Here is a 19538-nt window from a genome sequence, read left to right as displayed (position 1 = left end):
GTTGGTGCGCGCACGTCTTTCAGCGCGTGCGGCATTGATGGCGCAGCGCCGAGCCGGCCCTGGCGCCGGTGTGCTTGCCGCCCTCGAAGCTGACCACGCCGTTGACGATCACGGTCTCGATGCCGGTCGGCGCGCCAGCAGGTGCATCCCAGCTCGCTACATCATCCAGTGTGTCCAGATCGAACAGCACGATGTCCGCGCGCATGCCCTCGCGGATCAACCCGCGATCGCTCAGCCCCATCCGCTGCGCCGGCCAGCTGGTCATCTTGCGCACCGCATCCTCCAACGTCAGCACGTGCTGTCGCTTCACATACTCGGCGAGGATGCGCGGGAAGGTGCCATAGGCCCGCGGGTGCGGCAGGCCGATGGCGCCGTCGCTGCCGTAGTTCACCGCCGCCGCGGCATCACTGCCGATGCTGACCCACGGTTGGCGCAGGGCGAGCTGCACGTCCTGTTCGCTGATCATGAAGTACAGCGCAACCGCGCGATTGGGCAGCCCTTCGAGCGCGATGTCCCAGGCCGCGTCCGCGGGATCGAGATTCAGTTCCTTGCCGATATCGGCCAGCGTCTTGCCGTGGAACCGCCGATATTTGACGCTGAAGCTGTTGGCCAGGCGCACATTCTCGAAGCCGCCCGAGGCATGCACCAGGTTCGACCAGCCGGGCATGGAACCCGCCGCGACCTCTTTCTTCATCCGCTCGCGCACCTTGGGGTCACGCACGCGTTCAATGCCTTTCTCGAGACCCTCGGCCCAGACCCAGCTGGGCGCGATGATTTCCAGGCCGGTGCCGCCCGCGGTGTAGGGATACAGATCGGCGGCGACATCGACGCCACGGTCGCGTGCGGCATTGATCGTCGCCAGCGCCTGCGGCATCAGCTTGCCCCATTCCGGCGCGTAGGCCGCCTTGAGGTGGAAGATCTCCACCTTGACCCCGCCCTTCTCGCCGATCTCGATGGCTTCCTCGATCGCCTTGACCACGCCCTCGCTCTCGTCACGCATATGCGTTGCATAGAAGCCATCGCATTGGGCGGCGACCTTGGCCAGCGAGATCAGGTCCGAGGTGCTCTGGAAGCTGCTGGGCGCATAGATCAGCGCACTGGAGATGCCGAACGCGCCGGCCTCCATCGCGATCTTGACCTGCTCGCCCATGGCATCGAGCTGTTTGCGCGTGGGCGCGCCCGCGGCATCACCCATCACATGCACGCGGGCCTGGGTCGAGGAGTAGTAGGTGCCGAAGTTCACCGCGATACCCTGCGTTTCCAGCTGCTTGAAGTAGCCGGGCATCCCGGACGCAGGCACCGGCGGGCCACCCTCGCCGCCGATCAGCGTGGTCACGCCCATGCGCAGCTTGTTTTCCGCGGCGCCGTCCTTGAGCAGCGCCGCACCGGACTGGTCCATCATGTCGATGAAGCCGGGTGATACATAGCGCCCGGTGGCGTCGATCTCGCGGGTGCCGTGTCCGGGGACCTGGCCGACCTGGACCACCCGGCCGTCCTTGATCGCCACATCGGCGCGGACCCACGGATTGCCGGCGCCGTCGAGCACGCGGCCACCACGGATCACCAGGTCATGGTCGGCAGCGGCTGCGTGGGTGGCCAGCAGCATCGACAGGCCCGCCCAGAGCAGGGTGCGCTTCATCATTTCATCTCCTTGTCGGTACGCGCCTCAGCGCGCACGTCATCCACCACCTCGCGGACCGCAGCGACCACGCGATCCGGCTGGTCGATCTGGATGTAGTGGCCCGAGTCGCTCACGATCTGTTGCTGCCCGCGGCTGGACAGGGCGGCCTGCTCGGCATGCAGCGTGCGCCATTCCTGCTTGAACCGGGCGCCCTCCTCTGCCGACAGGCCCATCTTCTCCAGCTCATCGGGCTTGAACGGTTTCAACGCGGTCAACACGATCACCGGGCGGTCGCCAAACGACGTGACCGCGCGGGCATCGTCCATGGTGCTGTCGAAGCCGTCGAGTTCGGCGGTCGCGCCGGTGACCGAGGCGCTGGAGAAGGCCGTGATCTCTGCGGCCTCATCCTTGGGTCGCGGGCCATGATCGGCGCGCGAGAACAGGAAGCGGACCAGGCCCGTCCGCGACAGCGCCGTCGCGGTGTGCATCAACAGCGACACCTTCTTCGGGTGGACATCGATGCTCACCACACTGCCGAGCCGGGCGATCTGGTCGGGGTGCGAGGGGTCGACCATCACCAGGCCGGCCACCTGCCCGCCGTAACGCCCGACATAGGTCCGGATGTACGGCCCGCCGATGGAGTGACCGACCAACACCAGGGGATCGGTGATGCCGGCGCCTTTCAACAGGGCATGCAGGTCATCGGCCACGGCCGACGCACGCTGCGGGGTGTCCTTGGCGTCGCTGCGCATGATGCCGGCGCGATCGTAGGCGCAGGCACGGGTGAAGCCGGCGATCCGGTCGTGTACGCGCGTCCAATCCATCGTCCCGCCCGTGCCCAGCCCGGATTCGAAGATCACGGTCGGCGAGCCGCTGCCGCGGCACTCGATATGCATCTGGCGCCCGCCGATATCGACCATCTGCCCACGCAGCGGATGGTCGGTCGCCGCGCTGCGGCGCGCGAGCGCCTCGTACACCACCCCGATCAGGGTGAGAAGGATCACGAGCGCGAGCAGACCCAGCAGGATCCACTTCACCCATCGCCAAAACCGCCGCCAACCCTTTACTGCTGTCATGTCGTGCTCTCTTGAATGGCGTGCTGAGGCCTGCGTTACGATGCAGGCGGTTGAGAATCCTGTGACCTGCCCGCCAGCCAATGCACAAGCTCAAGGATTGGAGCAGACCCATGTAGGATATAAACGTCCTATATGGAGAATTGTCAATGTGCAGTGCGGGGCTGTCGGCTGCCCATGACCTGCTCCGGCGGGCACCTGGCCAACGCGAGGCGGCGACAAACCGTCGCAATGGCGCAAAAGCGGGGCCGGTTCGTGCGCCCCTCCTCCACCGCTGGCTTCGCACGCAATCACGCGGTTGACCAGCGTCCGGCTCACTCCGTGAGCGCGAATGCCCGCCGCCACTCACGCGGGCTCACCTGGAATGCGCGGTTGAAGCTCTGACGGAACGATACGGCCGTGCGGTACCCGGAGCGCTCGGCCACCTGATCGATGGACAGAGAAGTGGACTCGAGCAGATCCTTCGCCCTGCGCAGGCGCTCGGCATCCAGCCAGCCGCCGACCGTCATGCCGGTCGCCTTGAGGAAGCGACGGGTAAACGATCGCCGGCTCATGGCCACGCGTTCGGCGAGTTCATCCAGCGAATGATCGCGTTGCAGATCTTCGCGCATGTAGTCCAGCAACCTGCTGAGCAGTGCATCCTGAGGTGAAGCCGGTACCGGTTGGTCGATGTATTGGGATTGGCCGCCTTCGCGGTGCGGCGGCAGGACCATCATGCGGGCGATGCGGTTTGCCTCGCGTGCACCGCAGAGCTTCCTGACCAGGTACATGCAGCAATCCAATGCCGCCCCGGTGCCTGCCGACGTCACGATGCGGTCTTCGTCGACGTACAGGGCATTCATGTCGAGTGTGACCGCCGGAAAGCGCGCGTGGAAATCCGCTTCGGCGAGCCAGTGTGTTGACGCGGCGTGCCCATCGAGCAAGCCTGCGTACGCAAGCGCGTAGGCGCCATAACACAGGCCCACGACGTGGGCGCCACGTTGGTGTGCCGCAACCAGCGTGGCGCTCAGCGCGGCACTCGGCGGGTGATCCAGATTGGCCCAGCCGGGGATGATCACCACCTCGGCCTGGTCAAGCAATTCCAGCCCGCCGTGAGGTGTCACCGCCACCTGCCCACCCGATAACGTGACCCCTCTCCGCTCCGCGGCGATCCGCAGTTGGAACAGCGGCGGGTCATCTGCATGCACGTCGAAGATCATCAGCGGGACGGACAGGTGGAAGGCGCTGACGCCTTCTGGCGCTACCACCACGACCCGGATGGGCGTGCTGCGTTGCTGGGATGAACAGTAGCTGGCCATGGCCCGATTCCATCGTTGTTGGTCTCGCAGGCCAGTATTCACAGGTTCACTTCCACGTCAATCTGGGCGCCATCCGCTCAGACTGAGAGAAACGCATGAAATTCCTGTCCCTCGCACTTGCCTCGGTGTTGGCCTTGGGTATCCAGACCAGCGCAAACGCGGCAGGCCCGGCATCCACCACCACGTCGATCCAGCAGATCCGCAATGCCACGGCCAAGATCACCTATGGCGACACCGTGTTGCTGGTGGACCCGATGCTGGCCGCAAAGGGCGCATATCCCGGCTTCCCGGATACATATCGCAGCGAACTGCGCAATCCAACCGTCGAACTCCCCTTCGATGTGGGCCAGGTGCTCAAGGACGTGGATGCTGTCCTGCTAACCCACACCCACCTCGATCACTGGGACCCGGCCGCCGAGACGCTGATCCCGCGGAAGATGACGATGTTCGTTCAGCATGAGGCCGACGCGGCCCTGCTGCGCGGCAAAGGGTTCGCTGATGTCCGTATCCTCCCCGCGCACGTCACCTTTGGCGGCGTGAAGATATCGCGCGTCGCCGCCCAGCACGGGTCGGCGGCCATGTTCCAGGTGGAGCCGCTGGCAACGCTGCTCGGCAGTGTGACCGGCTTCGTCTTCCAGAAGGCTGGTGAGCCGACCATCTACCTCGCCGGCGACACCGTGTGGACCGGCGACGTACGGGACGCGATCAAGCGGTATGCCCCCGATGTCATCGTGCTCAACACGGGCGATGCACGGGTCAAGGGCTTCGATACCGGCATCATCATGGGGGTGGAGGACACCTCGCGTGTCCATGCGTTGGCGCCGACGGCGAAGATCGTCGCCGTCCACATGGATGCGGTGAATCACATGACCGTCTCCCGTGCGGACCTGCGCCGCTACGTCCGTGAGAAAGCACTCCAGGACAGCGTGCTGATTCCTGAAGATGGCGAAACCCTGAACTTCTGAAGGAGCACAACATGAAAACTGCACTGATCGTGGTCGACATCCAGAACGACTACTTCGCAGGCGGCCGCTTCCCGCTGGAAAACAGCGAACAGGCCTTGGCTGCAGCGCTGGACGTGATCGCGCAGGCCAGGCAGGCCGGTGAGCTGGTCGTGGGCATCCAGCACATCGCACCGAGCGATGGTCCGTTCATGGCCGCAGGAACCCAGGGCGCGGAACTGCATCCGGCCATTGCCGAGGCGCTGGAGGGCTGTCCAGTGATCGAGAAGCATCAGGCCGACAGCTTCCTCGGCACTGCGCTGGGCGAAACACTCGCCGCCCGGAACGTCTCGGCCATTCGACTGGTCGGGATGATGACCCAGCACTGCATCACGCATACGGCACTGTCGCCGGAAGCGGCGGGCGTTGACGTCACGATCATTGGTGCGGGCTGCGCTGCGCCGACCGCGATGATCAGTGGCATCGCGCTCTCCGGATTGGCCGGGCGCTGCAAGGTGGTGTGACCCGCAGGAGGTGCCCGCGTGAAGACTCGTGCTTCACGCGGCGCACACTACCCTCTTGCCGTCACACCCCATGGAGCTGCCCCTCGTGAGCCGGCATTGGCCGCCAACGCGCGCGTTAAAAGGAGTTACCTGTTTTTCCCTGCTTCTGTTGAGTGGCGCTGCCATCGCCCAGCCCGCACCGGACGGCGCCGCGGTCCCCGCCTTGGATTGGCAGCAGTCCCAGCAACGCCTGGAACAGGTGTCCAATGCCCTCGCCGCTGCGGATGCCTCGGTGCGCAACAAGCAGGACCTGCAGGACGCCACCCGCCTGCTGCGCCTGCCGGAGATCACCGGGGAAGTGCGTCGCCTGCAGTTCCAGAAGACGCTCACCCTGCCGCTGGGTTCGTTGGCGCCCGTCGCTGAGGCCTTCGGCATCGACTCGCCCCTGCAGTTCACCGAGCGTGACTGGCGCACCCGTCCGGTGGTGACCGCGGTGCTGCCGCTGTACACCGGCGGCCTGATCCCGGCCGCGCAGCAGGCTGCGGCCGGTGCCACCGACCAGGCCAGCGCCGAGCGCGAATCGCAACGGCAATCCTTGAGCGTGCAGTTGGCCCAGGCCTATTTCGGCCAGCGCCTGGCGGAACAGGCGGTGGACGTGCGCCGTGACGTGCGCGATGGCCTGCAGCGTCACCTCGACGATGCCCTGAAACTGGAGCGCGAAGGCTTCGCCACCCGTGCCCAGCGCCTGCAGGCCAACGTGGCCCGTGACAAGGCCGAGCGCGAGTACCAGAAATCGCTCAATGATCTCCAGACCCTGAAGGCGGCGCTGGCCACCCTGCTCCGAAGTGGCGGCGAAGTCCGGCCGCTGTCGCCCCTGTTCGTGCACCGGGCGCCGATCGGGGCGCTGCCCACGTTCGAACGCGATGCGCAGGCCCGGCAGCCCCAGATCGCGCGGCTGCGCGCCCTGGTTGCGCAGGCCGAGCAAGGCGTGCGGGTGCAGCAGGCCAAGCTCAAGCCCACCGTCTTCCTGTTCGGCCAGTACGATTTCCGTCGTCGCGATGAAATGCTGACGGATCCGGACTGGGCGTTCGGCATCGGCCTCAAGTACACCTTCCTGTCGCCGAGTTCGCGTCCGGCGCAGATCAGCGCCGCCCGCGCGCAGCAGGAGCAGGCCGAAGCCGGCCTGCGCGAGGCCGAGAACCAGGTGACGCTCGGCGTCCGCAAGGCGTGGTACGAACTGGACACCGCCCGCCAGCAGTACCTGCTGCTGGACAGCAGCATCGAACAGAACCGTGAGAACCTGCGCCTGCAGGAGCTGGCGTTCCGCGAAGGCCAGGCGACCTCGCTGGACGTGATCGATGCACGCCTGGGGCTGGGCGGCGCGCAGGTCGAACGCGCGCAGGCGGCCTATCAGTATGACGTGGCACTGGCACAGCTGCTGGAGATCAGTGGACAGATGGATCGATATGAAGAATTCCGCCGCCGCGGCGACGAGGTGATCGCGCATGAATGACACATTGCAGGCACCGGCCGACGCGCCGCCGCCGAAGAAGCGCAAGCTCGGCATCCTTATCGTGCTGGTGTTGGCGATCGTGGTGGTGGTCGGCCTGTGGCTGGCCTGGCGTACCCCGGCCGAACAGTTGCAGGGCATGGCCGACGCCGACACCGTCAACGTCGCCGCCAAGATTACCGCGCGGCTGGCCGAACTGAAGGTGCGCGAGGGCGACCGGGTCAAGGCCGGCCAGGTGCTGTTCGTGCTGGACAGCCCGGAAGTCGCCGCCAAGGAAGAACAGGCGCATGGCGCGCTGGACGCGGCGCGCGCCGTGGCCGACAAGGCCGACGAAGGCGCCCGCAGCGAGGATATCCGCGCCGCGCAGGCCAACTGGAAACGCGCCGAGGCCGGTGCCACCCTCGCCGACGCCACCTATCAGCGGGTGCAGAACCTCTTCAACGAAGGGGTGATGACGCGGCAGAAACGTGACGAAGCCCTGGCCCAGGCGCGCAGTTCGCGCGAGCTGTCCAACGCGGCGCGTGCGCAGTACGACCAGGCGCTGGCGGGTGCCCGCGACCAGGACAAGCGCGCCGCGCAGGGCCAGGTGCGCCAGGCACAAGGCGCGGTGGCCGAAGTCAACGCCGCCCGCGACGAGGTCAACGGACGCGCACCGGTGGCGGGCGAGATCAACAAACGCATGTCCGACATCGGCGAGCTGGTGCCGGCCGGCTACCCGGTGTTCACCCTGGTCGACATCGATCACATGTGGGTCTCGGTGAACCTGCGTGAGTCGCAGATGCGCGGCCTGAAGGTGGGCAGCCGGCTGCGCGGCAGCGTGCCCGCGCTGGATCGCGATGCCGAGTTCGAGGTGTATTTCATCAATCCGGCCGGCGACTACGCCACCTGGCGCGCCACCCGCCAATCCTCCGGCTATGACGTGCGCAGCTTCGAGATCCGGCTGCGCCCGGTCGCCCGTATCGAAGGCTTCCGACCGGGGATGAGCGTGCTGTTCGCGTGGCCGCAGGGATGAACCGCCCGGTGTGGGCGGGCATGACCGCCTCGCTGCAGCGCGAACTGCACCACCTGCGTCGGGACCGCGCCGATCTGCTGCTGGTCACCCTGCTGCCGGCGCTGATGCTGGGCGTGATGGCCTGGTTGTTCGCCGCCTCGGTGATGCGTGATATTCCGATCGCGGTGGTCGACCTCGATCGCAGTGCCGAGAGCCGCCAGCTGACGCGGATGCTCGATGCCAGCCCCGGCGTGCGCGTGACCAGCCAGCCGTCCAGCCTGGCCGATGCGCAATCAGAGATACGCCGGCTGGAGGTATTCGCGGTGGTCCTGGTACCGCGCGATGCGACACGCAATGCGCTGCGCGGCCGCCAGGGCGCGGTGTTTGCGTACTACAACGCCACGTACCTCACCACCGGCCAGTCGGCCGTGCGCGATATCGTTGAAGCGGTCAGCGCCTGGAATGCGCGGTTGCTGGGCGAGCGCATCGCCAAACAGGTGGGCCCGGCCACGCTGCGCGCGCCGCCGATCGCGGTGCAATCGGACATCCTGCACAACCCGGCACGCAGCTATGAGCTGTTCCTGCTGCCGTTGCTGTTCCCTGCGGTCCTGTCGCTGGGGCTCGCGCTTGCCGTGGCGGCCAGCCTCGGCCGTGAAGTCCGTGACGGTCACCTGCGCGACTGGCTGGGCGCCGCACCGTGGGCGGCCATCGCCGGCAAGATCGCGCCGTATGTCGCGCTTTTCTCGCTCTACGGTGCGCTGGGCGTGCTCTACCTGGCCCTGCTCCGCGGCGACGGCATCGCCGGCAGTGCGCTGCTGCTGATGCTGGCCCAGCCGCTGTTCTATCTGGCCTGTGCGGCGGTGGGGCTGCTGTTTGTCGGGCTCACCCGCGACATGGGTACGTCCCTCTCCGCGATCGGCCTGAGCATCGGCACGGCCTTGGCATTCTCGGGCGCCACTTTCCCGGTGGTGGACGCGCCGTTGTTCACCCGGATCTGGAACGTGCTGCTGCCGCTCACCGCTTACGTCAAGGTTCAGACCCAGCAACAATTCGTCGGCGCGCCCTGGAGCGTCTCGCTGTGGCCGTTGGGCACCTTGCTGCTGATGGTGCTCGTGGCCGGCGGCATCGGTGGCTGGCGCTTGATCGCCGCCGCCCGCAGCCCGGATCCGCTACCGCCGGCTGCGCAGAACGAGGCCGGCGCATGAACCGTTTCGCCGCCAGCCTGCGCTTGACCCTGCGCACGGTGCTCACCGACCGCTATGCGGTGGTGCTGATGGTGGGCGCGGTGGTGCTCTACTCGTTCTTCTACCCCGCCGCCTACCGCCACCAGGTGGCCAGCAACCTGCCCATCGTGGTGGTCGACCATGACCAGAGCGCCACCAGCCGGGAACTGCTGCGCCGGGTCGATGCCCTGCGCACGGTCCGCATCGTCGACCAGCCGGCCAGCGTCGACGAGGCGCGCGAAGAGATGGAGGCCGGCCGGGCCGAGGGAATCCTGCTGATCCCGGCCAACCTCGAACGCGACATCCTGCGCGGCGGCCATGGCTACCTGGTACTGATGGGCAACGGGGCATACCTGGGCCGAGCCAGCTGGGTGCTGGGCGGCGTGGCCGATGCCCTGACCGCCTTCGCCCGCGAGGCGGCGGTGTCCCAGGCGGCGTTCATGGGCGCGCCACAGGCCCCGCCGATCACCCTGGTGCAGCGCCCGCTGTTCAACACCCAGGAGGGCTACGGCAGTGCCATCGTGCCCGGCGTGGCCGAACTGATCGTGCACCAGACCCTGCTCATGGGCATCGGCGTGCTGCTTGGCGCCCGTCGGCTGGCGCTGGGCCGCCGCCTGCGCTTCGACCTGCCGACGCTGGCCGGCATGGCGGTGGGCTTCGGCACGATCGGCCTGCTCGGGCTGCTCTACTACGCGGGATTCACCGCCTGGGTGCAGGACTATCCGCGCGGCGGCAATCCCATCGGCCAGTTGCTGGGCGGCACGTTGTTCATCGCCGCCTCCGTGGCGTTCGGGCTGTTCGTCGGCAGCTTTTTCGCCACCCGCGAGCGTGCGTTCCAGGTGGTCATCGCCTGCTCGATCCCGCTGTTCTTCCTGGCCAACCTGTCCTGGCCGGCGGTCACCTCGCCGCCTGCGCTGGTGGCACTGGCCCACCTGCTGCCCACCACGCCCGGCATCAACCTGATGGTGCGCCTGAACCAGATGGATGCGAGCCTGGGCGAAGTCAGTCACGAACTGTGGACGCTGGTGGCGCTGCTGGTCCTGTATGGCGGCCTGGCGGTGTGGCGCCTTGGCGCACGTCGGTCAAACTGATGGGAGGCGCGCCCGGGTCCGCTGCCGGCTAGATCAGCACCTGCCGGGTACTGCGCAGGAACTGATGAATCTCCTTCTCGACCGCCTCGTCCAGCATGTACACAGGCCGCTGGCCATTGGGGCAGCGAAGCGTCGGCGTGGTGCCGAACATGCGGCAGATCAACGGCCGCTCTTCGTAGACCTCGCAGCCGTTCTTGCCCAGATACGGGCAGCTCAGCTCGGCCAGCGCGGCGGCATGCTCGGCATCGCTCTTGACCGGCAGGCGCGCCACTTCCTCGCTGGAGGCGGTGACCGGGCCACAGCAGTCGTGGCATCCCACCACGCAGCGGAACGAGGGAATCTGCTCGCGCAACCGCTGTATCGCGTCGCGGTTGGTATAGGGCATCGGGATGGGCCTCGGCGGCATCAACGGGAGGTCATTTTACAACCGTGGCGCCCGGGGCACGCATCAGGCGCCGGCCGGACCCGTGTCAACAAACAGGAAAACGGCCTTGGCCCGTCGTTGACACCCGAAGGCAGACCATACCCCTCTCCTTCTCCGCCCCCACCCCCATGAACCGTTCTGCTGTTGCTTCTGCTGGTCGTACCGTACTGGTCGTCGAAGACGAGATCGAGCTCTCCCGGCTGTTCATCGAAGTGCTGAACGAGTCGGGTCATACGGCGATTCCCGCCTATTCCGTGAGCGATGCGCTCAGCGTCATCGCCCACCAGCGCTTCGATGCCGCCATTCTGGATGTCGAGCTCCGGGACGGCCCGGTGTTTCCGGTGGCAGACCGCCTGGCGGCCCTTGGAACGCCCTTCCTGTTTGCCTCGGCGGTGTATTACCAGGTCGTGCCACGCGCGCATCAACAGGTGCCGTTCGTGAGCAAGCCGTTCGACGTCAAGGTGCTGCAGCAGCGCGTCGAGGAGGCACTGGCCAGGCGGCCGGCGTCATCGGGTGGTGTAAAGGCAGCCGGCGACTGAGATCGGCGACGGGTCGCTCTCGATCCGATCCGCTACCAGCGCGATGACCTCGATGCCATCACCGTGCTCCTCGGGCGCGGATTGGACCACTCGCATCCCGCCCGGCGGTGCGTCTGCTCCCCGGCCCTCCAGTTCCAGCGTCCCGGTGAGCTCCCTGGCAACGTCCGGATCATCGAACGCCGCGACGATGGAAATGCGCGACAGGATCAACCGGGTGGTCTCATGGCCGAAGACGCGCACAGGGGCCGGCAGCCGCATTTCCGCGATGACACCCATCATGCCGCCCGGCGGCATGCCATCGGCCTCACCTTCCGTGGCGATCGGTTGCCAGCCTGCCTTCGGCTCCCCGCTCTCCTGAACGTCGCGCATGGCGAACGCCAGCGTCCTGAAGGCCTTGCGATCAGCCTTGCAGTCGACCAGCTTCAGCGCCTGATTGATCTGCGACCGGGTGGGGACCGAGGTGCGGGCGGGGTTCGAGGCCAGCGCGGCTGGTGCCAAGGCGAGTCCAATGGCGGCCAGAAGCATCGCGGACGTCAGAGTGTGGGTTTTCAACGCGGCATGGTCCATTTCGGTGGGCGAAAGAAAGCGCGAAAGTGTAGCGCCGCGAACCGCATCTGTACCGACGCTGGATCCGACCTTGGCCAGTCGCTCGCCCGTAGAGCACGGGGACGTGCCTGGTCCTTGCGGCGGACGGGTCACAACCCGTGACCGGACAAGACATTTCACGCGAGCGGACAGCGCCAATCAGCAGGTTCGCTTATCACGCTCATATAAACGGGAGATAACGCCAGAGGAGCGCGTCACAATTTTGCACTATTGAAACTAATTGCAGGTACATGCGAGCGGTTCTCCCCGATCATGCGACCCGCCCAAGGCTCCCCTACGCCAAGGCAGGCGCCCTGCGCCTCAATTCAATTGCACCCCCGGAGAACTGCTGTATGCGTTGCCCCCCATTTACCCAACGACCCCTTTCTATCATGGTGTCATTGGCGCTGTGCGCTGCCTCACCATGGGCTGCCCATGCCAGTTCCGACCCGGAATGCGATGGCCTTTCCGTAGACGACAGCTGTCCAGCGGATGACGACAGCACCAGCAGCGTGAAAGGTTGGCTGATCGGCGGCCTCGCCGTCCTGGTTGGTGGCGCTGCGGCCGCCGGGGGTAGCGGAGGCTCCAACAGCGACAGCGGTGGCGGGGGCGACAACGGCGGCACGGCACCCGGTCGGGAAGGAGGTCAGTTTGGCGACTTGCAGGCTCTGACAGCCTCTGGCGTCAATGCCGTATGGAGTCAGAATGTCGATACGCGGATTACGGGGAAGGTGCGTAATGACGGGCAGCTGCAGCTGACAGCGGGAAGCCTTCGTGTTCTCAATGGCGGTGACCTGCACAATGTCGGCACCATTGCCATCGGCGAGCAGGCGCGACTCGTGCTGGAGAATGACGCCGATATGGAGAACCATGGCCGCCTCGAGCTGAGCGGGCAACTCCTCCTGCAGCGTGACGGCAGTTTGGACAACTTCGGCGGTCTGCTGGCGCGCAACGCCAACATCACCCTCAACGGTGACTCGGACATCGAGAATCTGGGGGAGATGGAGCTGCGCAATACTGTGCTGACCCTGCAGGACGAAAGCGAATTTGACAATGGGGAGCGGCGGCGCAATGCAAGGCTGAGCGTCCACGGAGGTGGCTTCATCCTCGGTGGCATGTCTGAGTTCGATAACCATGGCATGGTCAGCGCATCTGGAGCTCTGCATCAGAGCGCGCTGGTGACTGCGGTGACGGCACAGGTCGGTAACGAGCGCGAGGTCATCGAGAGTTTCAACAACCGCGGCACGATCGAGATGATGGCCGATGCTCGCGTCCTCAATCTGATTGCAGATAGTCACGCAAGCACAGGCATCAATCGCCTGGGAGCGCTGATTTCCAGCGGAGCCCGTGGTCAGGCGGCGCTTCATGCTGAAGGCCTCCATGCAACCCTCTTGAATCAGGGCACGATTACCATCACGGGGGACAACGCGGTAGCGATGTCCGGTGGTCGGGGGGCCACTCTCATCAATGACGGCACCATCAATGTTGGTGTGGCCGGCAACATCAACGGGCAGAATATGGTCGCCATGCAGTCCGACGGTTCAGCGACCATCAACAACCGCCGCGGCGGCGTGATCAATATCCATGCTGACAATTCCCATGCATTCCGCATGGGGCCGGGTGCAGGCGGTCAGCTGATCAACAATGGTGTGGTTCACGTTTATGGTAGTGGCAGCAGCATCGACGCCGATGAAACGACCGCACACGCCAATCGGCCCGGTTCAGACGTTGGCTGGCAGGCCCCGAGGGGGATCAGCGGGTATACGGTAGGCACCAATGCCGATGGCAGCTCCGGCCGCATGGTGCTCCACCAGGGAGGGCAGCTGTCTGATGTTGCCGTGGACACCGGCTTCACCCGAGGTACCGCCTCTTCGCAGGTGCGACTGACCCAGGTGTTCTCTGGTGCTGAAGGAGGTGAGCAGAACATTCGAAGCGCCAGCGTGGTTTGGCGCGCGCGCGCGGAACGCGACGATCAGGGCATCGTCGACGTGGTCATGACCCGAAATGACTACCGTGAACTCGCCGATACCTCCCTTCAGGGCGTCGCCGGGGCGCTGGAAGCGGGCTACGATAACAACGCGTTGTTCCACAGTCTGGAGGTGGCGGATGCAGCCGAATTCAATCGCGCTCTGCAACAGCTTTCCGGGAGCGAGATGGCCGCCACGAGCATGCGCTTGGCCGCTGACGGTGACGCCTTCTGGTCCAGCTTGGCGCGAGCCGCTCCGGTCAATGGGCATCGTGTCGTGGCATTCGGTCCGGGCGCGGAAACCACCTACGGCGTGCGCGGCTCCGGTGCAGGCATGCAGGTAGCGATTCCAATGGCGGGTGGCCGACAGCTGCAGCTGATCTCGGGCATGCTTGGGTCTGATTTCTCCAGCGATGGCGGCCAGACGCGCAATCAGTCCCGTTTCGCCGGCCTGGGAATGGGTCAGTCGTTGGGCGCGTTCACCCTTCAGCACAGCCTGGGAAACGAATGGCACCAGCTGGACGGCCAGCGTAGCCTGCGCTGGGGGGGCACCCAGCTTGAATCGCATAGCCGTCGCAGCCTGTCACGTACCCGGTTTGGCAGCACGCTCAGCCGCGACGTTCACGCACATGGCGTGCATTGGCAGCCTCGCATCGCTGCCAATGCCTACCATAGCCGCGAACAGGGCTTCGAGGAATATGGTGCTCATGCCTTCGGTCTTTCGGTAGGTGCAGGCACGCGCAGCGGGGTGCAACTGGAACTGGGTTCCATGATGAATGCGAGACTCGGTGCGAATTGGCAACTGCGAGGTGACATCGCCCTGCTTGGTTCAGTAGTGAGCAATGCCAGCACTCGCCTCGCCCGTCTCCACGGTGCGGGTAACCAGGCGTTCGAACTTGCGAGCGCCATGCCCCGGGGAATGGACTATCGGCTCATGCTGGGCGCTGATTACCGGCGGGCACGGCTGACGATCGGAACCGCACTGATGGCCCAGCGCCAGTTTGCCGTTACTGACACCCAGGCGCAGCTGCATCTGGGCTACGCCTACTAAAGCAGCAGGCTGACGCCGCCAACTGCCCGTCGAGACAGTTGGCGGCTGATCCACGCTCATCTCCTGTGCTGCAGGCACGGTGAGACGGGCACCTCTACTCAATCAAACTCGACATGCGCACGGAACTGGTTTTCTACGCGGGCACAGCCGGCGCTTGGCTGGGCCTCGCTTTTGGCGGATGGCAGCTGCTGCGGCACAATCAGGCAGGCGCCACTCAAGGGCTGCTGCTTTCGGCTGCCTTTATTGCACTTCTCTTACTCAGGAATTCGCGCGTCATCGGTGATATCTGGTGGTCGGCGCTGAGCGGCGTCGCCTTGCTCGCGGTGATAGGCGTTCTTCTCACGCGTTGAGCGCAGTTGAGCAAACCGGCCTTGACAATCACAGCGTCGCCTGCGCCTGCAGCGTGAACACCCAGCTGTCCGGCCGACTTTCATACGCCCCGGGGCGCGCGACGTACTGCACCGCGGGCCGCAGGATCAGCCACGGTGTGACCTGCACGCCGTAGTTCATTTCAACGAACTGCTCGTTGCTCTGCACGTCCTTGCCGGTGATGCGCTGGTACTGGGCGAGCCGATCGGAAATATCCAGGCGGGTCCACGCCAGGCTGAGGACATCATCCTCGCGCGATGCCACCACGCCGCGCCAGCTCAGTCCGGCTTCCCACGAGTACCGCATCAGGCCGGTCCTGGCATCCGCACGTGTCGCCACCCCGAACACTGACAGCCCGCGCACCGTGTCGCCCTCGGGCTTCAGAACGCGCTGCGCCAGCTGGATGTACGAGCCGCTGCGATGGGACGCGCGCGGTGCGGCCGGATTACCGATGTCGTCCGCGTTGGACGTATCCAGGTAATAGCCGACCTTGTAGGTGCCGCCGTAATGCTCCCCGGTGTTGCCGTGGCTGTAGCCCACTTCCACGGGCAGGAACAGGCCGGTCTTGCCACGATCGGATACGCGGAACCCGCTGTTGGCCTGTTTGCGCATCGGAACGACATCGTAGATGCCGGTCTGCGCGTACCAGCCCGAGGGATCGGCCCACTTCACCCGCAGGCCCCACTGGCCGGTCGGATTGTCCAGCCAGCCGGAGCTGTAGATCGGTCCCAGCGGATGGCCGCATTGGCCGTTGTTGTTGAAATTGCAGGTGTACGGCAAGCCGCCGAAGTCGTTGCCCATCGAGTAGAACCCACCCTTCAGGCTCAGCCGCTTGTCCAGCAGCCACCGCTCGTAGGAGAGCTCGTTGAAGCGCAGGTTCTGCCCCTGGCCATAGAAGGCCTGGTTCTGCACATAGGAGCCGGTCGAACGGTCATTGACCGCATTGCCGAAACGGTCGGAGAGCACCACGCGCATCGTGCCGTCGAAGCCGAAGGCCTTGCCGGTATCGATCATGGCGCCAACATCGACGTGTTCGGCGGTGGACCAGCCGGTCCCCTTGTAGCCATCGCTGTTGACACCCGTGGCGATCACGATGCGGGCGCTCGGCGTCACGCCACGGTCCTGCAGCCAGATCCGGGCCGCCCAGTCGGCACTGAGCGGCGTCTGGGCAATGGTGTCGACGGGTTTGGGTTTCGGGGCGTCCGGGTCGGCCGCCGACGCCGGCACGCTGGCCGCGACTGCCGCCAGCGCGAGGCTGGCCAGGAGAGAGATGCGCTTCATGCCGAGGCCCTCCGCTGCGTGCGTTTTTTCCAGGCGCGTCGCAGCAGCAGGATCCCCCCTATGAAGGCCGCAAGCCCCAGGATGAGCAGCGGCAGCCAGAGGCGTGCGATCTTGGCCAGCAGCGGCTTCTCGCCGCCGTCGCGGATCAGCGCGACCTGGGCTTCCGTGACCTGGTCGCCGGGGCCAAAGCTCGTCCGCACGTAGCTCGCGACGGCCGCGACGTCGGCATCGCTCAAAGCCTGGACGAACGAGCCTTCAGAGAAATGCGGCATCACCACATGCTCGCCATCCACTTCGCGGTCGATGCCGCCGATGATGGTGGCCACGAGATTCTGTGGACGGGCCATGCCCACGGTGCTGTTGTGCACCAGCGACGGGTAGTAGCCGTCCTGGCTGCCCTCGCCTCGCGAACCGTGGCAGCTCGCGCAGAGGCCGGAGTACAGCACCGCACCGGACGCGAGGGGGGCGTCCGTGCCACGAACCGGCTGCTCGCCCGGTGTGTTGGCGGCGTCGCCCCAGGCAAACGCAGCACGGGTGGTGTCCTTGTCCGCCACCGCCGGCACGGTGCGCAAGTAGGTCACGATGGCACGGATGTCCTCATCGCGCAGTTTGGAGAGGCTGTTGGTCACCGCCTCGGCCATGCCACCGCCCGCCTGTCCCTTGCCGGCCACACGGCCGGTTTTCAGGTACTGGGCGAGCTCGTCATCGGTCCAGCCGCCGATGCCACTGATCGGGTGCGAGGTGATGTTCGGCGCGTACCAGTCGCCCAGCGAGCCGCCAGCGAACGCCTTGCCGCCCACTTCCTGCATCATCAAGCCGCGCGGACTGTGGCAGCTCGAGCAGTGCGCCAGCCCTTCCACCAGATACGCGCCGCGATTCCACTGCGCGCCTTTTGCTGGATCGGTCTGGAAGGGTTTTTTGTCCAGGAACAGCAGATTCCACACCGCCATGGACGAGCGGACGCTGAAGGGGAACGGCAGTTCGGTCGCGTGGGCCTCCTCGTCGACCGGCGCCACCGCCTGCATGAAGTAGACGTACAGCGCGTGGATGTCCTCGTCGGTCAGCTTGGCATACGAGGTGTACGGCATCGCCGGATACAGATGGGCCCCGTCCTTGCGCACGCCCTCGCGGACCGCCTTGGCAAAATCGGCCTCGCTGTAGGTGCCGATGCCGTGGCTCTTGGACGGGGTGATGTTGCTGGCCCAGATCTCGCCCAGCGGCGAGGCGATCGCGTAGCCGCCCGCATACGGTTTGCCCTGCTTCGGGCTGGTATGGCAGGCCACGCAGTCCGCCGCGACGGACAGGTAGCGCCCGCGCTCCACTGTATCGTCGGCGCGCACGGTCTGGCTGATGCCACCCAGCAAAGTCATCGTGATGAGCAGGAGGGTCTTCATGCCGCACGCTCGATGGCATCGGCCGCGCGCAGGGCCAGCGCGGCCATGGTCAGGGTACTGTTGACCACGCTGGCCGAGACCATCGCGCTGCCGCCCGGCAGCCACAGGTTCGGGTGATCATGCGCGCGGCAATCGCCGTCGACCACCGAGTCACGCGGATCGGCGCCCATGATGGTCGAGCCCATGATGTGGTTGTTGGCGTTGAGCGCCGTGGTGATCACGAACTCTTCCGCATTGAACAGCGTGCCGATATGCCGCAGCTGCTCGCACGATCTGTCGTAGCCCTTGCGCGCGTAATCGCCCAGCGAGTAATGGATGTCCGGGCAGGCCAGGCCGTGGCCGTCGACACGGGTCTTGGACAGCGTCAGTCGGTTGGTCGGGTCGGGCAGCGGCTCGAGGCTGATCGACAGGTCCACCCCGTAGATCGCGCGGCGGCGGATTTCCGCGTCCAGCGCCTCACCGGCCAGCCCCATCTTCAGCGCCTGGTCGGTGGCGATCGCCACCCGGCTGATGTTGTTGAGGATGATCTTGGTGGCCGAGTACTCGGAGCGGAACGCCCCATCGCGCGGCCCGACCATGCAGCTGGACTGCGCCGGCCCGCGCCCCAGCCAGATCGGCCGATCCGCAATGAACGAGCAGTGGAAGCCGGAGTGGTCCAGCATGTTGCGCCCGACCTGGTCGGACGAGTTGGCGATGCCGTTCGGGTTCTGTTCGTTGGCCGCAAGCAGGAGCAGGCGCGGCGTTTCCAGCGCGTTGCAGGCGATCACGAAACTGCGGCCGGTGGCCTTGTGGCTGACCTTGTCGCTGTCATACCAGTGGATGGCGGTGACCCGGTTCTGCGCGTCGGTGTCGATTTTGTACGCCACCGCTTCGGCCAGCACCTTGGCGCCCAGTGCCTCGGCGGCCTCGACGGTATGCACGCCGTTGTACATCGCCCCGATCGGGCAGATCGGCTGGCAGTTGTTGTTGCCACAGCAGGCGGGGCGATCGTTCCAAGGCTTGATCATGCGCCCCTGCGGGATCGGCACCAGGTTGTAGCCGTGCGGATTGACCACCTCGGCGAATACCTTGTCACCGTTGCCCCAGGGAATCATGTCGGCCAGGTAGGGCTTGGAGCGTTCCGATGGGCTCTGCTGCGCCGGATCGTTCGGCCCGGAGACACCCATGGCCTCTTCCGCGCGGCAGTAATACGGCTCGATGTCCTCGTAGCTGATCGGCCAATCGCGGCCGACGCCGTACGCGGACTGCATCTTGAAGTCGACGGGCAGATGGCGCCAGCAGGAGGCCGCCCAGTGCCAGGTGGTGCCACCGACTGCTTTGATGAAGCCCTGGTGGAAGCTGCTGGCATCGGGGCCGGTCAGGCCGACGTAATCGTTGGCGGGAAAATACAGGGGGGCCGTCGCGAACTTCGATTGCGGATACGGCCCCTGGAAGTCGCTGCCGATGCGCCGTTCGAAGCTGGCGTTGCGCCAGTTCTCGACCACATCGGAACGGTTCAAGCGCGGCCCGGCCTCCAGGACCAGGACGGATTTACCGGCACGCACCAGCTGGTGGGCGATCAACGCACCGACGACGCCCGAACCGACGATCACGACGTCGGCATCGGCGTCGCCATCACGGAAAACCGGAGCTTTCATGAGAGGGATTCCAGAGCTATGAAAAGTGTAAGAGAACCGCG

General features: G+C 65.9%; 17 protein-coding genes. 9 read left to right on the top strand and 8 right to left on the bottom strand.

Going from position 1 to position 19538, the window contains the following annotated elements; all coding sequences use genetic code 11:
• Nucleotides 1-19: 19 nt before the first annotated feature.
• From HH110_RS06450 to HH110_RS06440, 3 genes are all read right to left on the bottom strand, one after another.
• Nucleotides 20-1639, bottom strand: coding sequence for an amidohydrolase family protein (locus HH110_RS06450; protein ID WP_176988894.1), 1620 nt, complete (start codon nucleotides 1637-1639; stop codon nucleotides 20-22).
• The gene (locus HH110_RS06445) at nucleotides 1639-2658 is read right to left on the bottom strand and encodes an alpha/beta fold hydrolase (RefSeq protein WP_176988893.1); all 1020 of its coding nucleotides are present in this window, start codon (nucleotides 2656-2658) and stop codon (nucleotides 1639-1641) included. The genes HH110_RS06450 and HH110_RS06445 overlap by 1 nt, the downstream gene beginning before the upstream one ends.
• A 350-nt stretch (nucleotides 2659-3008) precedes the next feature.
• Entirely contained in the window at nucleotides 3009-3992 is a 984-nt protein-coding gene (locus HH110_RS06440) for a GlxA family transcriptional regulator (protein WP_176988892.1), read from the bottom strand.
• 95 nt (nucleotides 3993-4087) lie between these two features.
• Between HH110_RS06440 and HH110_RS06435 the strand changes: the two genes are divergently transcribed.
• The 6 genes from HH110_RS06435 (at nucleotide 4088) to HH110_RS06410 (ending at nucleotide 10251) form a co-directional block, all read left to right on the top strand.
• Nucleotides 4088-4957 (top strand): MBL fold metallo-hydrolase, encoded by an 870-nt coding sequence (locus HH110_RS06435; RefSeq protein ID WP_241696433.1) that lies wholly within the window; start codon nucleotides 4088-4090, stop codon nucleotides 4955-4957.
• Between the two features lie 11 nt (nucleotides 4958-4968).
• Entirely contained in the window at nucleotides 4969-5457 is a 489-nt protein-coding gene (locus tag HH110_RS06430; protein WP_176988891.1) for a cysteine hydrolase family protein, read from the top strand.
• Between the two features lie 85 nt (nucleotides 5458-5542).
• Nucleotides 5543-6949: a TolC family protein gene (locus HH110_RS06425; protein WP_176989142.1), complete on the top strand. Its 1407-nt coding sequence runs from the start codon at nucleotides 5543-5545 to the stop codon at nucleotides 6947-6949.
• A complete protein-coding gene (locus HH110_RS06420) occupies nucleotides 6942-7958 on the top strand; it encodes an HlyD family secretion protein (protein WP_176988890.1) in 1017 nt (338 codons plus the stop codon). The genes HH110_RS06425 and HH110_RS06420 overlap by 8 nt, the downstream gene beginning before the upstream one ends.
• Nucleotides 7955-9142 carry an ABC transporter permease gene (locus tag HH110_RS06415; protein WP_176988889.1) on the top strand — a complete coding sequence of 396 codons (1188 nt, stop codon included), beginning with the start codon at nucleotides 7955-7957 and terminating at the stop codon, nucleotides 9140-9142. Before HH110_RS06420 ends, HH110_RS06415 begins: the two co-directional genes overlap by 4 nt.
• Complete coding sequence (locus HH110_RS06410) at nucleotides 9139-10251, top strand: ABC transporter permease (RefSeq protein WP_176988888.1); 1113 nt, start codon at nucleotides 9139-9141, stop codon at nucleotides 10249-10251. Before HH110_RS06415 ends, HH110_RS06410 begins: the two co-directional genes overlap by 4 nt.
• 28 nt (nucleotides 10252-10279) lie before the next feature.
• On the opposite strand, the gene HH110_RS06405 is transcribed toward HH110_RS06410, so the two are convergent.
• On the bottom strand, nucleotides 10280-10636 hold the full coding sequence (locus HH110_RS06405; RefSeq protein ID WP_176988887.1) for a YkgJ family cysteine cluster protein: 357 nt from the start codon (nucleotides 10634-10636) through the stop codon (nucleotides 10280-10282).
• A gap of 167 nt (nucleotides 10637-10803) precedes the next feature.
• Between HH110_RS06405 and HH110_RS06400 the strand changes: the two genes are divergently transcribed.
• Entirely contained in the window at nucleotides 10804-11214 is a 411-nt protein-coding gene (locus tag HH110_RS06400) for a response regulator (RefSeq protein ID WP_176988886.1), read from the top strand.
• Here HH110_RS06400 and HH110_RS06395 read toward each other — a convergent pair.
• Nucleotides 11182-11766, bottom strand: a complete 585-nt coding sequence (locus HH110_RS06395; RefSeq protein ID WP_176988885.1) for a hypothetical protein — start codon at nucleotides 11764-11766, stop codon at nucleotides 11182-11184. The genes HH110_RS06400 and HH110_RS06395 overlap by 33 nt on opposite strands.
• A gap of 545 nt (nucleotides 11767-12311) precedes the next feature.
• Here HH110_RS06395 and HH110_RS06390 point away from each other — a divergent pair.
• Together HH110_RS06390 and HH110_RS06385 are read left to right on the top strand one after the other, a co-directional pair.
• Nucleotides 12312-14816 (top strand): hypothetical protein, encoded by a 2505-nt coding sequence (locus HH110_RS06390; protein ID WP_176988884.1) that lies wholly within the window; start codon nucleotides 12312-12314, stop codon nucleotides 14814-14816.
• A 113-nt stretch (nucleotides 14817-14929) separates the two neighbouring features.
• Nucleotides 14930-15166 carry a hypothetical protein gene (locus HH110_RS06385; RefSeq protein WP_176988883.1) on the top strand — a complete coding sequence of 79 codons (237 nt, stop codon included), beginning with the start codon at nucleotides 14930-14932 and terminating at the stop codon, nucleotides 15164-15166.
• 28 nt (nucleotides 15167-15194) lie between these two features.
• Here HH110_RS06385 and HH110_RS06380 read toward each other — a convergent pair whose 3' ends face one another.
• From HH110_RS06380 to HH110_RS06370, 3 genes are read right to left on the bottom strand one after another with little or no spacing between them, the layout of a single operon-like run.
• The gene (locus HH110_RS06380; RefSeq protein WP_176988882.1) at nucleotides 15195-16466 is read right to left on the bottom strand and encodes a carbohydrate porin; all 1272 of its coding nucleotides are present in this window, start codon (nucleotides 16464-16466) and stop codon (nucleotides 15195-15197) included.
• Nucleotides 16463-17860, bottom strand: a complete 1398-nt coding sequence (locus tag HH110_RS06375; RefSeq protein WP_176988881.1) for a c-type cytochrome — start codon at nucleotides 17858-17860, stop codon at nucleotides 16463-16465. The genes HH110_RS06380 and HH110_RS06375 overlap by 4 nt, the downstream gene beginning before the upstream one ends.
• A complete protein-coding gene (locus tag HH110_RS06370; protein ID WP_176988880.1) occupies nucleotides 17857-19497 on the bottom strand; it encodes a GMC family oxidoreductase in 1641 nt (546 codons plus the stop codon). Before HH110_RS06370 ends, HH110_RS06375 begins: the two co-directional genes overlap by 4 nt.
• Nucleotides 19498-19538: the final 41 nt, after the last annotated feature.

Source organism: Stenotrophomonas sp. SAM-B (assembly GCF_013387485.1).
Taxonomy (GTDB): Bacteria; Pseudomonadota; Gammaproteobacteria; order Xanthomonadales; family Xanthomonadaceae; genus Stenotrophomonas; species Stenotrophomonas maltophilia_AA.
This window is presented reverse-complemented; position numbering and strand designations above follow the sequence as displayed.